This is a genomic window from Microbacterium sp. LEMMJ01, assembly GCF_002114135.1.
GTDB lineage: Bacteria > Actinomycetota > Actinomycetes > Actinomycetales > Microbacteriaceae > Microbacterium.
Genome location: NZ_NCTV01000017.1, coordinates 157,971 through 170,267 on the forward strand (window position 1 = coordinate 157,971; position 12,297 = coordinate 170,267).

Below are 12,297 nucleotides of genomic sequence, written 5' to 3' on the forward strand. Positions count from 1 at the left end.
TAAGCGGAAGATTTTCGCAAGGAGTGTCCATCCGACGCGGTTCGGGACGTGGCTCACAGTGCAAAGATGTAGGCTGGATGCACCTCGAAGCGCCGGAATTTCTTTCTTTTAAAGGAACTTCGCTCGCTCCAGGTTGTAGATGCAGAACCATCCGACACCCCACGCGGCGATCAGCAGCCAGTGGCGGCGCTCCGGGAGCCGGATGCCGTGCCGCAGCGCGATGATCGTCAGCACGAGGGTGCCCACGGCCATGCGCAGCAGCGCCAAGGCCCCGGCGTCGTAGTGCGGCCCTGCGCCACGGATCCCGATGAAGGCCGAGGCCCAGAGCACCACCGTCACCGCGGCCGCGAGCAGGACCAGGGCGCCGCGCGATCGCGCGGGCGAGCCCTGCGGGTCGAGCCGCTCCGATGCCCTGATGTCCTGTCGCACCGTCCGATCCTGGCACCGGCCGCCGACATCGGCGATGCGCGGAAGCGACACCCGTCGTCGCATTCCCGCCAGCGTCGCCGCGCGGCGCTGCTAACGTCGAAGAGCAGCCACTGTCCGGGCAGGTCGAGCGTTCCGCTCCCACCGGGGAAGAACTGTCCTCCTCTCCCGGATACGGCTGCGCCCGATACATGACGGAAGAGTTTGAGGACGATACGTGACGAACAGTGAACGAGTAGCGATCATCGGCGCCGGCCCCTCGGGGATGGCGCAGCTGCGGGCCTTCGAGTCCGCGGCCCGTGCGGGGGCGGAGATCCCCGAACTGGTCTGCTTCGAGAAGCAGGCCGACTGGGGCGGCCAGTGGAACTACACCTGGCGCACCGGGCTGGACGAGTACGGCGAGCCCGTGCACTCCAGCATGTACCGCAACCTGTGGTCGAACGGCCCGAAGGAGGCCCTGGAGTTCGCCGACTACACCTTCGACGAGCACTTCGGACGGCCGATCTCGTCGTACCCGCCGCGTCCGGTGCTGTGGGACTACATCGCCGGGCGCCTCGCGAAGACGCAGGTGCGCGACCTCATCCGCTTCGAGACCGCGGTGCGCTGGGTGGAGTTCGACGAGGACCGTGAGGTGTTCCGTCTCACCAGCGAGCACCTGCCGACCGGGCGCACGACCACGGAGGAGTTCGACCGGGTGGTCGTGGCCAGCGGGCACTTCTCCTTCCCGAACGTGCCGCACTTCGACGGCATCGAGACCTTCCCCGGATCCGTCGCCCACGCGCACGACTTCCGGGGCGCGGAGGCCCTCGCCGGGCGGGACGTGCTCGTGATCGGGTCGAGCTACTCGGCGGAGGACATCGGCAGCCAGGCCTTCAAGATGGGCGCCCGCTCGGTCACCGCGAGCTACCGGACCGCGCCGATGGGCTACGACTGGCCGGAGGGCTTCGAGGAGCGCCCGTGCGTCGAGCGCTTCGAGGGCCGCACCGTGCACTTCGCCGACGGCACCTCGAAGGAGGTCGACGCGGTCATCCTCTGCACCGGCTACCTGCACAAGTACCCGTTCCTGCCCGCGGAGCTCGCCCTGTCCTCGCCGAACAACGTCTACCCCGACGGGCTGTACCGGGGCGTGCTCTGGCAGGGCAACCCGCGCCTGGCCTACCTCGGCGCACAGGACCAGTGGTTCACGTTCAACATGTTCGACGCACAGGCGTGGTTCGTGCGCGACGTCATCCTCGGCCGGATCGCCCTGCCCGACGAGGGTGAGCGTGCCGCGTCCATCGCCGCGTGGCGGAAGCGGTTCGCGGAGATCGACTCGGCGGCGACGGAGATCCGCTTCCAGGCCGACTACATCCGCGACCTGCTGGAGTGCACGGACTATCCGGCGTTCGACCTCGATCGCGTCGTGGAGATCTTCCTCGCCTGGAAGCACGACAAGAAGGCCGACATCATGGGCTACCGCGACCGCGTGTACCCCTCGGTCATGACCGGGACGCTCGCCGCCGCACACCACACCCCGTGGCTGGACGAGCTCGACGACTCCCTCGAGCGCTATCTCGAGGCCGACGCGCTCCTCGTCTGATCGCCGACCCACCCCCTTCCGGTCGTCCCACCCCTTTTCGTACGTCCGCAAGGGGGTGGGGCGCACGGGAAGGGGTGGGTCACGGCCGGGCCCGACGCCGCCCGATCCCCACGACGAGCGCGGCCGTGGCGAGGATGATCGCGGCGATGAGGAGCACCCAGAGCGCGACGCCGCCGTAGCCGCCGTTCAGTGCGGGATCGAGGAAGGGGTACGGGTACCACCACGGGTTCCCGGTCGCGGGTGCGGTCACGAGGTTCGCGCGGAGCAGCGTGTAGACCACCCACACGATGGGGAAGATCGCGGCGATCCCCACGGTGCCCCAGCCGAGGGCACGACGACGCGGCGCGAACAGCACGTCGGCGAGCAGGACGAGCGGGATGACGACGTGCAGCACCTCGTTCGACCAGGCGACCGTGGCCCCCTGCGGCAGCGCGATCCCGCGGAGCAGCGTGTTGTAGACGACGCCCGTGACGATCATGTAGGTGCTCGCGCACACGAGCAGCGTTGCCAGCCACGTCGGCTCGACTCTGGCGTCGCGGTGCGTCAGCCCCCAGATCCCGCCGACGGCCAGCACCACCGCGGCCAGCACGTTGGAGAGGATCGTGAAGAAGCTGAAGAAGTTCGCGAAGACGGTGGGCAGGTGCGCGCCCCACGCGGTGTCCGCGGCGAGGGCGATCTCCAGTGTGCGCACGAGCTGCGCGACGATCGCCGCCACCGCGAGCGCCGCCGCCGAGAGTCGGATGTAGGGCCACCACCGCGTCATCGCCACCTCCGTCGCCACTGTAGCGGCCCCCCCGCGCCGTCCCGCCCGGCGCGAGGCGGGGCCGAAAAGGTGCCTCCGCGGCCCCGGGAAGGCGCGTATTCCGTCCCGTATCGGCCTTCCCGGGGGCTGTCCGAGGCCTGCCGATAGGATGGGAGCGCCCGAAGAGGGCCAGCTCATCGGCCGGTGCAAACCCGGCGAAAGCCAAGGGGTTACCCATGCCAGGAATCGTTATCGTCGGCGTGCAGTGGGGCGACGAAGGAAAGGGCAAGGCCACCGATCTGCTCGGTGAGCGCACCGACTGGGTGGTGAAGTTCAACGGCGGCAACAACGCCGGGCACACCGTCGTCGTGGGCGATGAGAAGTACGCCCTGCACCTGCTGCCCTCCGGCATCCTGTCGCCCGGCGTGAACCCGGTCATCGGCAACGGCGTGGTCATCGACCTCGAGGTGCTCTTCTCCGAGCTGGAGGCCCTGTCCGCCCGCGGTATCGACGTCTCGCGGCTCAAGGTCAGCGCCAACGCGCACATCATCACCCAGTACCACCGCACACTCGACAAGGTCACCGAGCGCTTCCTCGGCAAGCGCAACATCGGCACCACCGGCCGCGGCATCGGTCCGGCCTACGCCGACAAGATCAACCGCGTGGGCATCCGCGTGCAGGACCTCTTCGACGAGAACATCCTGCGCCAGAAGGTCGAGGGCGCCCTCGACCAGAAGAACCACCTCCTGGTGAAGGTCTTCAACCGCCGCGCCGTCACCTGCGACGAGATCGTCGACGACCTGCTCTCCTACGCAGAGCGTCTGCGCCCGATGGTCGCCGACACGGGCTACCTCATCGACCAGGCCCTGAACCGCGGCGAGGTCGTCGTGTTCGAGGGCGGCCAGGCCACGATGCTCGACATCGACCACGGCACCTACCCGTTCGTCACCTCGTCCTCGGCTACGGCCGGCGGCGCCTCGACCGGCTCCGGGGTCGGCCCCGGCGCCCTCGACCGCATCGTGGGCATCGTCAAGGCCTACACGACCCGCGTCGGCTCCGGTCCGTTCCCGACCGAGCTGTTCGACGAGCAGGGCGAGTGGCTGCGCAAGCAGGGCTTCGAGTTCGGCACCACGACCGGGCGTCCGCGCCGCGTGGGCTGGTACGACGCCCCCATCACGCGGTACGCCACGCGCATCAACGGCATCACCGACCTCGTGCTCACGAAGCTCGACATCCTCACCGGGCTCGAGAAGATCCCGGTGTGCGTGGCCTACGACGTGGACGGGGAGCGGTTCGACGAGGTGCCGGTGAACCAGACCGACTTCCACCACGCGAAGCCGATCCTGGAGTACTTCCCGGGCTGGAGCGAGGACATCTCGACCGCGCGCACCTTCGAGGACCTTCCGCAGACGGCGCAGGACTACGTGCTCGCGCTGGAGGAGATGAGCAACACGCGCATCTCGGTGATCGGCGTCGGTCCGGAGCGCGATCAGGTGATCGTGCGCCACGACCTGCTCGACTGACCGGCATGACGCGGTTCTGGCTCGGGGGCTACGGCCCGGCGATGGAAGGCTCCGCCGAGGGGATCGGCGTGCTGGCAGGCGACGAGGGCCGGGAGGCCGCGACGCTCGCCTACCGCGGACCCGTGACGCAGACGCCGTCGCCGTCGTGGCTGGCGGCGCATCCGTCCCTCGACGTCGTGTATGCGGCGCTGGAAGGCGATGCCGCCGTGCAGGCGTTCGCGCGCACCGGGGAGCTGGCGCTGACGCCGCTCGGCGATCCGGTGGCGACGGGGGACGGCGTCTGTCATCTCGCGGTGTCGCCGAACGGCCAGACGCTCGTCGCCAGCTGCTACGGCGACGGGCGGGTCGTCCGTTTCGGACTCGCCGCGGATGGTCGTCTCGTGCCGGCGAAGGAGGATGCGGCGGCAGCCCTGCGTGCCGCCCTCTTCGGCGACGGCGACCCGGATGCGGCCCCCGCCACGCCCGCCGGGGACGGCATCGCGGCGGTCGACCCGTACGGCGCCACGGGCCGCGCATCTCACGCGCACGCCGCCGCCTTCCTGCCGGACGGCCGCGTGGCGACGACCGACCTCGGCTTCGATCTCGTCCGGTTCTGGCGCCTGCAGGGCCCCGGGCTCGTCCTCGACCAGGAGGTCGTGCTCCCGCGCGGCACCGGTCCGCGCCACATGGTCGTGCATCCGAGCGGTCACCTGCATGTCGTGACCGAGTACTCCTGCGAGGTCTTCACGCTCGCGGCCGCCGCCGACGGCACCTGGGGTGTCGTCTCCTCGGCTCCGGCCAGCCCCATCGCGCAGGTCGGCGTGGACTTCCCTGCCGAGCTCACCCGCTCCAAGGACGGTCAGTTCCTCTACACCGCCCTCCGTGGCAGCAACACCATCGCGGCGCTGCGGGTGCGCGGCAGCGGCGAGGCCCTGGAGCCGGTCGCGCTCGCCGACTCCGGAGTCGACTGGCCGCGACACCACCTCGTCTACCAGGGCAAGCTCCTCGTCGCCGGTCAGCGCTCCGACACCGTCACGCTGCTCGACCTCGACGAGCGGACGGGAGCACCGCTCGGAGTCCGGCACGAGGCGCAGGCTCCCGCGCCGACGAGCATCCTCCCGCTCCGCTGACTCCCTTCCGGACCTGCGTCCATCCGGGACTTGACCTCAACCATTCTTGAGGTTCTAGCGTCGTCCTCATGACGACCGAGACCGGGCGCACCGCGCCGTCCACGCCCGCCCCGTCCCGCATCCTCGGCGGCGAGTACGTCTGGATCACGATCGGCGCGTGCGCCCTCGTGTTCCTCGGCGCCTTCGAATCGCTGGCGGTCACCACGGTGATGCCGGCGGTCAGCGCCGACCTCGACGGCGAGCGGCTGTACGCGCTGGCCTTCGCCGGACCGCTCGCGACGAGCGTGATCGGCATGGTGGTCGCCGGCAACTGGTCCGATCGGCGGGGCCCCGTGGCGCCGCTATACGCGTCCGTCGCCCTGTTCACCGCGGGACTGCTCGTCGCGGGGCTCGCGCCGACCATGGAGGTCCTCGTCGCGGGACGCTTCGCGCAGGGGCTCGGCAACGGCGGACTCATGGTGGCTCTCTACGTCGTGGTCGCCCGGGTGTACCCGACGTCCCTGCATCCGGCGATCTTCGCGGGGTTCGCCGCCGCGTGGGTCATCCCCTCGCTGATCGGTCCGACGATCGCGGGTGCGGTCACGGAGGTATGGAGCTGGCACTGGGTCTTCCTCGGGGTCGTGGTGCTCGTCGTGCTCGCGCTGCTGATGGTCGTCCCGGCCCTCCGCGGCCTCGCGCGCAGCGGAGACGCCACCACGCCGTGGGCTCTCGGACGGCTGGGGTGGTCGGTGCTCGCCGCCTCCGCCGTGCTCGCCCTCGACCTCGTGGGCGAGGTCCCGGTCGCCGGGCCGTTCCTGTCGGCGGCCGCGGTGGTGATCGCGATCGCGGCGGTGCGCCCGCTCCTTCCGCGGGGCGCGCTCATCGCCCGCCGGGGCCTGCCGTCGGTGATCCTGGTGCGCGGTCTCGGGGCGGCGGCGTTCTTCGGGGCGCAGATCTACCTGCCGTACCTGCTCACCGATCGGTACCTGCTGTCGCCGACCCTCGCCGGGCTCGCGCTGACCGGGGGTGCGCTCGCCTGGTCGGCGGCGGCGACCGTCCAGGGGCGGATGGGCGAGCGCCTGTCGAGCGTGACCGCGGTGCGGGTGGGGACGGTCCTCGTGGTCATCGGGATCGCCTTGATCCTGGCGATCACGGTTACGCAGGCCACCCCGCTGCTCGCCGCCCTCGCCTGGGTCGTCGCGGGTGCGGGCATGGGGTTGATGAGCCCGCGATCCAGTGCGCTCGTCCTCGCGATGTCCTCCCCGGCGGAGCAGGGGTTCAACAGCGGGGCGATGACCGTGGCCGACTCCTTCGGAAGCGCGCTCGCCCTCGCCGTCACGGGCTCGCTCTTCGTCACGCTCGGGGCCATTGCCGGAGTGGATGCGTTCGCGGGAGTCTTCGCGCTCGCCGCGGTGATCGGTGCGGCGGCGGCCGTCCTCGCCCCGCGGACCAGGAGTGTGGAGCCCGCTGCGGAGTGATTTGCGCGGGATGTGCGGGCGCCCCTACCCTGGTGAACGGTGTTCAGGTGAACACCGTTCAGGAAGGGACACCCGATGGCATCCACCCCCCGCGACACCTCCGCGACCCTCGGCCGCGTCGCTGTCTTCGCCGCGCTCATCATCGTGCTCGGCACGGTCGTCGTCCCGCTGCCCGGTGGGGTGCCCATCACCGGACAGACGCTCGCCGTCATGCTGGCCGGTCTCGTCCTCGGCCCCCGGGTCGCACCGTGGTCGGTCGCCCTCGTCCTCGTGCTCGCGGCGGTCGGTCTTCCCGTCCTCGCGGGCGGACGCGGAGGTCTCGGGGTCTTCGTCGGCCCCACGGCCGGGTACCTGCTCGGCTGGATCGCGGGCGTCGTCGTCATCGGACTCCTGATGCGCACCGGCCGCCCGACCTGGTGGCGTACCGCGCTCGCGGCCTTCGTCGGCGGGGTGCTCGTCGTCTACGCCTTCGGCATCCCCGTCCAGGCCCTCGTCACCGGCGTTCCCCTCGACCTCACGGCCCTCTCGACCCTGGCCTTCCTCCCGGGCGACCTCATCAAGGTGACCGCGGCCACCCTCATCGTCGTGGCCCTCCGTCGCGCCTATCCCCGGGCCTTCGCCGACACGCGTCCCGCGCGCCCCACCGTCGTCGCCTGACCCCAGTACGGTCCCGGACGGTCCCGTCGGCACCGTCCGTCCCGTCGACTCCGTCTGTCCCGTCGACTCCGTCGGTCCTGTTGCGGATGCACGACCAGGACACGACTGCCGGCGGATCGCCCCGTCCCGATCGTGCATCCGTCCCCAGGTCGTGCATCCGGAACGTCGGACCCGACCCTTCTGACCCGACCTCTCTGACCCGACCCTTCTGACCGGACCCTTCTGACCGGACCCTTCTGACCCGACCTCTCTGACGGGACCACGAAGAACGACTCGGCTGGGATCGAACCACCCCCGGGCTGGTCCGGGCAGTCCCGGTCGTTCAGGTTTCGGATGCACGACCGGGGCACGGCTGCCGGCGGATCGTCCCATCCGAGTCGTGCGGCCGTCTCCAGGTCGTGCATCCGGAGCGTCGGAATCAGGAACGTCGGAATCGGAAACGTCGGCGGAAGGAACGTCGTGCATCCAGGTCGTGCACCCGGAACATCGGAACCGGGAACCGAACGGGAAGGACGGGCATATCGGCGGACGGGAACAACTCACCCGTGACTCGACGTTCCTCATGAGCGAGACTGGGCCACGGACCGCCGCGGCCACGAGAGGGGCGAGCATGACTGCTGCCGACAAGACCGACGAATACGACCTCATCGTGCTGGGCGGTGGTCCGGTCGGGGAGAACGTGGCGGACCGTGCCGTGCAGGGCGGTCTCACAGCGATCATCGTGGAGAGCGAGCTCGTCGGCGGGGAGTGCTCGTACTGGGCGTGCATGCCGTCGAAGGCGCTGCTCCGCTCGGCCCAGGCGCTCCGTGCCGCGCAGCACGTCGCCGGCGCCGCGCAGGCCGTGACCGGCTCCCTCGACGTGCGCGCGGTGTTCGAGCGTCGCGACTCCTTCACGAGCAACTGGTCCGACGACGGGCAGGTGAAGTGGCTGGAGTCCGCCCACATCGACCTCGCCCGGGGGCACGGCCGGCTGACCGGCGAGCGCGAGGTGACGGTGACCGACCAGGACGGCGGCACCCGGGTGCTGCGCGCGCGCCACGCGGTCGCCATCAGCACCGGTTCGGATGCGGTCGTCCCGCCGATCGAGGGTCTGCGGGAGGCCTCGCCCTGGACGAGCCGCGAGGCGACCAGCGCCGAGGAGCTGCCCGACAGTCTCGCGGTCATCGGCGGCGGCGTGGTCGCGGTCGAGATGGCCACCGCGTACGCCGCGCTCGGCTCGTCGGTGACGCTGCTGGCGCGCAGCGGGCTGCTGGGCGGGATGGAGCCCTTCGCCGGAGAGCGGGTGGCCGACGGCCTGCGTGAGCTCGGCGTCGACGTCCGCACCGACACAGGTACGACGGCGGTGCACCGCGACGGTGAGCGGGTCACGATCACCCTCGACAACGGCGAGACGGTGACCGCGGCGGAGGTGCTCGTCGCGACCGGACGCTCTCCCCGCAGCGCCGACATCGGGCTCGAGGCGGTCGGGCTCGAGCCGGGCCGCTGGATCGAGACGGACGACACCCTCCGCGTCCCCGGGCATGACTGGCTCTACGCCGTCGGCGACGTCAACGGCCGCGTGCTGCTGACCCACCAGGGCAAGTACCAGGCGCGCGCCGCGGGCGACGTCATCGTCGCGCGGGCGAAGGGCGACGCGGTGGACGACGCACCCTGGGGCCGTCACGTCGCCACGGCCGACCACGCCGCGGTGCCCCAGGTCACCTTCTCGATCCCGGAGGTCGGGTCCGTCGGGCTCACCGAGGCGGCGGCGAAGGACGCCGGCACCGCCATCCGCGTCGTCGACTACGACCTCGGGTGGGTGGCGGGCGCGAGCCTGTACGAGGACGGCTTCGCCGGGCAGGCGCGCCTGGTCGTCGACACCGACCGCGACGTCGTGATCGGTGCGACGTTCGTCGGCCCCGAGGTCGCCGAGCTCGTGCAGGCCGCGACCATCGCGATCGTCGGCGAGGTCCCGATCGCCCGACTCTGGCACGCCGTGCCCTCCTACCCCACGATCAGCGAGATCTGGCTGCGGCTGCTGGAGGGCTACGGCCGCGACTCGGCCTGATCCGGGCAATCCGATCCCGGTCGCGTGACGAACAGAACGCGCATTGTGTCCCAGATTGACGACCACGCGCGCAACCCCGTGCCGGATGTCGCACCCGTCTTATACGCTCGAACCCACATCCGAGGAGGCAGGACCATGAAGGCTGTACTCGCAGGAAACGTCATCGCCGAGGCCGACCAGGACGACCTCATCCGCATCGAGGGGAACTGGTACTTCCCGCCGGCAGCCGTCGCGCCGGACGTCCTCGTCGAGAGCCCCACGCCGTACACCTGTCCGTGGAAGGGCGAGTGCCAGTACTACTCCGTCCAGGTCGACGGAGAGCTGCACAAGGATCTCGCATGGTCGTATCCGCATCCGTATCCGTCGGCGTTCGACCGGGTCGGCAAGGACTTCTCCGGCTACGTCGCCTTCGCCCCGGGCGTCGAGGTCTCGGCCTAGCCCGCACGACGCACGACCGCACGTCCGCACGACCGTCGGAGAGACACCCTCATGATCGAGTTCCGCAACGTCACGAAGCGCTTCCCCGACGGGACGCTCGCCGTCGACGACTTCAGCCTCGTGCTGCCCTCCCGCAAGACCACCGTGTTCGTCGGCTCGTCCGGCTGCGGCAAGACCACCCTGCTGCGGATGATCAACCGCATGGTGGAGCCGACGTCGGGAGAGGTCGAGATCGACGGGGAGAGCGTGCTCTCGGGCGACCCGGTCGCCCTGCGCCGGCGCATCGGCTATGTGATGCAGAACTCCGGGCTCATGCCGCACTTCACCGTCATCGACAACGTGGCCACCGTGCTGCGGCTGAACGGAGTGAAGCGCGCGCAGGCGCACGAGCGTGCTCGCGAGCTGCTCACGACCGTCGGCCTCGACCAGGCGCTCGCCGACCGGTACCCGAGTCAGTTGTCGGGTGGTCAGCAGCAGCGTGTCGGGGTGGCCCGCGGGCTCGCCGCCGATCCGAATATCCTCCTCATGGACGAGCCGTTCGGTGCGGTCGACCCCATCGTCCGCGCCGACCTCCAGCAGGAGACCCTGCGGCTGCAGCACGAGCTCGACAAGACGGTCGTGTTCGTCACGCACGACATCGACGAGGCCTTCCTCCTCGGCGACCAGGTCGTCATCCTCGACAAGGGCGCCCGGATCGTGCAGGTCGGCAGCCCCAGCGAGATCATCGAGAACCCGGCCGACGACTTCGTCTCCTCCTTCATCGGGGCCGACCGCGGCCGCCGCGCGCTGCACCTCAAGCAGACCCCGCGGGGAACCGTGGTCGTCGACTCCGAGGGCCGCACGCAGGGGGCGATCGTCGATGCGCCGGAGGGCGTGGTCGACGGAGCCGACACGGTGAAGGCGGCCCCGTGAACTGGGTCGGCGACAACCTCGGGCTGATCCTCGAGCTCACCGCGGTGCACCTGCAGCAGAGCGTGATCGCGATCGTGCTCGGTTTCGTGCTGGCGCTCCCGCTGGGGTGGGTGGCCTGGCGCTATCAGCTTGTGAAGGGTCCGGTCATCGTCCTCACCGGGCTGCTCTACACGATCCCCTCCCTCGCCCTCCTCATCCTGCTGCCGTCGGTGGCGGGCTACCCGGCGCGCAGCCCGGCCAACCTCGTCATCGGCCTGACGATCTACGCGATCGCGATCCTCGTCCGCGCGGTGTCCGACGGCCTGGACTCGGTCGACCCCGCGATCCGGCAGTCGGCGGTCGCGATGGGCTACGGCGGGTTCCGCCGCTTCTGGACGGTCGACTTCCCGCTCGCCGGGCCGGTCATCCTCGCGGGCCTCCGAGTGGCGGCGGTGAGCACCATCTCGCTCGCGACGGTCGGCATCCTCGTCGGCGTCACGAACCTCGGCTACCTGTTCACGAACGGCCTCCAGCGCCGCATCCTCGCCGAGGTCTTCACCGGCATCGTCGCCGTCGTCGTCATCGCCCTGGTCATCGACCTCCTGCTGGTCCTCCTCGGGCGGGCCCTCATGCCGTGGACGCGGGCGGCGGCCACCCCTGCCGCTGCGCGGCGGACGATCACGTTGAGGACGGCCGCATGAACGTGTTCACCGAGGCCTTCGCCTGGCTGTTCTCTCCCGACCGCTGGGTCGGGACGTACTCGCTCCCTGTCCTGTTCGGCCAGCACGTCTTCTACACGGTGGTCTCCGTGCTGATCGCCGCGGTGATCGCCGTACCGCTCGGCTGGCTCATCGGGCACACCGGGAAGGGGCGGGAGATCGCGGTCGCCGTCTCCGGAGCGGCCCGCGCCATCCCGTCCTTCGGCCTCATGGTGCTGCTGGTGCTCCTGCTCGGGGTGCTGCGCACGCCCCTCGCGGCGATCATCACCTTCGTCGTCCTGGCGATCCCGTCCCTGCTGGCCGGCGCCTACACGGGCCTGGAGGCGGTCGATCGCCGCACCATCGACGCGGCGCGGGCGATGGGGATGACCGGCTGGCAGGTGTTCTGGAAGGTCGAGGTGCCGCTCGGCATGCCGCTGCTGGTCGGCGGCCTCCGCTCGGCGCTGCTGCAGGTCATCGCCACGGTGACGATCGCGGCCTACGTGAACCTCGGCGGCCTCGGCTGGCCGATCATCCAGGGCATCCCGCTCCGCCGCTTCGACCAGGTGCTCGGCGGCGCGATCCTCGTCGCGGTGCTCGCGCTCCTCGTCGACCTCCTGCTCGCGCTCGCCCAGCACGCCGCGGTGCCCCGCGGTGTGCGCACCCGTCCGCAACGCCGCCGCGCTCGGGCGACCGCCCCCGCGGCCGCACCCGCCTGAACCACAGCATC

12 protein-coding genes are annotated in these 12,297 nt (G+C 70.7%); 10 read left to right on the top strand and 2 right to left on the bottom strand.

Annotation, left to right across the window (positions count from 1 at the left end):
• Positions 1-108: 108 nt before the first annotated feature.
• Complete coding sequence (locus B7W94_RS03225; protein ID WP_253247371.1) at positions 109-429, bottom strand: EamA family transporter; 321 nt, start codon at positions 427-429, stop codon at positions 109-111.
• A 214-nt stretch (positions 430-643) separates the two neighbouring features.
• Here B7W94_RS03225 and B7W94_RS03230 point away from each other — a divergent pair, with 214 nt between their 5' ends.
• Entirely contained in the window at positions 644-2,005 is a 1,362-nt protein-coding gene (locus B7W94_RS03230) for an NAD(P)-binding domain-containing protein (protein WP_085604283.1), read from the top strand.
• A gap of 79 nt (positions 2,006-2,084) precedes the next feature.
• On the opposite strand, the gene B7W94_RS03235 is transcribed toward B7W94_RS03230, so the two are convergent.
• Positions 2,085-2,768: a Pr6Pr family membrane protein gene (locus tag B7W94_RS03235; protein ID WP_085604286.1), complete on the bottom strand. Its 684-nt coding sequence runs from the start codon at positions 2,766-2,768 to the stop codon at positions 2,085-2,087.
• A 215-nt stretch (positions 2,769-2,983) separates the two neighbouring features.
• Between B7W94_RS03235 and B7W94_RS03240 the strand changes: the two genes are divergently transcribed.
• The 9 genes from B7W94_RS03240 (at position 2,984) to B7W94_RS03280 (ending at position 12,286) form a co-directional block, all read left to right on the top strand.
• Entirely contained in the window at positions 2,984-4,270 is a 1,287-nt protein-coding gene (locus B7W94_RS03240; RefSeq protein ID WP_025104217.1) for an adenylosuccinate synthase, read from the top strand.
• A gap of 5 nt (positions 4,271-4,275) precedes the next feature.
• Complete coding sequence (locus B7W94_RS03245; protein WP_085604289.1) at positions 4,276-5,379, top strand: lactonase family protein; 1,104 nt, start codon at positions 4,276-4,278, stop codon at positions 5,377-5,379.
• A 68-nt stretch (positions 5,380-5,447) separates the two neighbouring features.
• Positions 5,448-6,836 (top strand): MFS transporter, encoded by a 1,389-nt coding sequence (locus tag B7W94_RS03250; RefSeq protein ID WP_085604292.1) that lies wholly within the window; start codon positions 5,448-5,450, stop codon positions 6,834-6,836.
• A 75-nt stretch (positions 6,837-6,911) separates the two neighbouring features.
• Positions 6,912-7,493, top strand: a complete 582-nt coding sequence (locus B7W94_RS03255) for a biotin transporter BioY (protein WP_085604295.1) — start codon at positions 6,912-6,914, stop codon at positions 7,491-7,493.
• A 610-nt stretch (positions 7,494-8,103) separates the two neighbouring features.
• Positions 8,104-9,540 (top strand): dihydrolipoyl dehydrogenase family protein, encoded by a 1,437-nt coding sequence (locus tag B7W94_RS03260; RefSeq protein WP_085604298.1) that lies wholly within the window; start codon positions 8,104-8,106, stop codon positions 9,538-9,540.
• Positions 9,541-9,675: 135 nt separating this feature from the next.
• On the top strand, positions 9,676-9,978 hold the full coding sequence (locus B7W94_RS03265) for a DUF427 domain-containing protein (RefSeq protein WP_085604301.1): 303 nt from the start codon (positions 9,676-9,678) through the stop codon (positions 9,976-9,978).
• A 51-nt stretch (positions 9,979-10,029) separates the two neighbouring features.
• On the top strand, positions 10,030-10,890 hold the full coding sequence (locus B7W94_RS03270; RefSeq protein WP_025104211.1) for an ABC transporter ATP-binding protein: 861 nt from the start codon (positions 10,030-10,032) through the stop codon (positions 10,888-10,890).
• Positions 10,887-11,570: an ABC transporter permease gene (locus tag B7W94_RS03275; RefSeq protein ID WP_085604304.1), complete on the top strand. Its 684-nt coding sequence runs from the start codon at positions 10,887-10,889 to the stop codon at positions 11,568-11,570. Before B7W94_RS03270 ends, B7W94_RS03275 begins: the two co-directional genes overlap by 4 nt.
• Positions 11,567-12,286 (top strand): ABC transporter permease, encoded by a 720-nt coding sequence (locus tag B7W94_RS03280; RefSeq protein WP_025104209.1) that lies wholly within the window; start codon positions 11,567-11,569, stop codon positions 12,284-12,286. Before B7W94_RS03275 ends, B7W94_RS03280 begins: the two co-directional genes overlap by 4 nt.
• Positions 12,287-12,297 lie beyond the last annotated feature (11 nt).

Excerpts from the sequence above, each read along its gene's own strand:
- B7W94_RS03235 (WP_085604286.1), bottom strand. The coding sequence starts at position 2,768 with ATGACGCGGTGGTGGCCCTACATCCGACTCTCGGCGGCGGCGCTCGCG.
- B7W94_RS03240 (WP_025104217.1), top strand. The coding sequence starts at position 2,984 with ATGCCAGGAATCGTTATCGTCGGCGTGCAGTGGGGCGACGAAGGAAAG.
- B7W94_RS03245 (WP_085604289.1), top strand. The coding sequence starts at position 4,276 with ATGACGCGGTTCTGGCTCGGGGGCTACGGCCCGGCGATGGAAGGCTCC.
- B7W94_RS03250 (WP_085604292.1), top strand. The coding sequence starts at position 5,448 with ATGACGACCGAGACCGGGCGCACCGCGCCGTCCACGCCCGCCCCGTCC.
- B7W94_RS03255 (WP_085604295.1), top strand. The coding sequence starts at position 6,912 with ATGGCATCCACCCCCCGCGACACCTCCGCGACCCTCGGCCGCGTCGCT.
- B7W94_RS03260 (WP_085604298.1), top strand. The coding sequence starts at position 8,104 with ATGACTGCTGCCGACAAGACCGACGAATACGACCTCATCGTGCTGGGC.
- B7W94_RS03265 (WP_085604301.1), top strand. The coding sequence starts at position 9,676 with ATGAAGGCTGTACTCGCAGGAAACGTCATCGCCGAGGCCGACCAGGAC.
- B7W94_RS03270 (WP_025104211.1), top strand. The coding sequence starts at position 10,030 with ATGATCGAGTTCCGCAACGTCACGAAGCGCTTCCCCGACGGGACGCTC.
- B7W94_RS03280 (WP_025104209.1), top strand. The coding sequence starts at position 11,567 with ATGAACGTGTTCACCGAGGCCTTCGCCTGGCTGTTCTCTCCCGACCGC.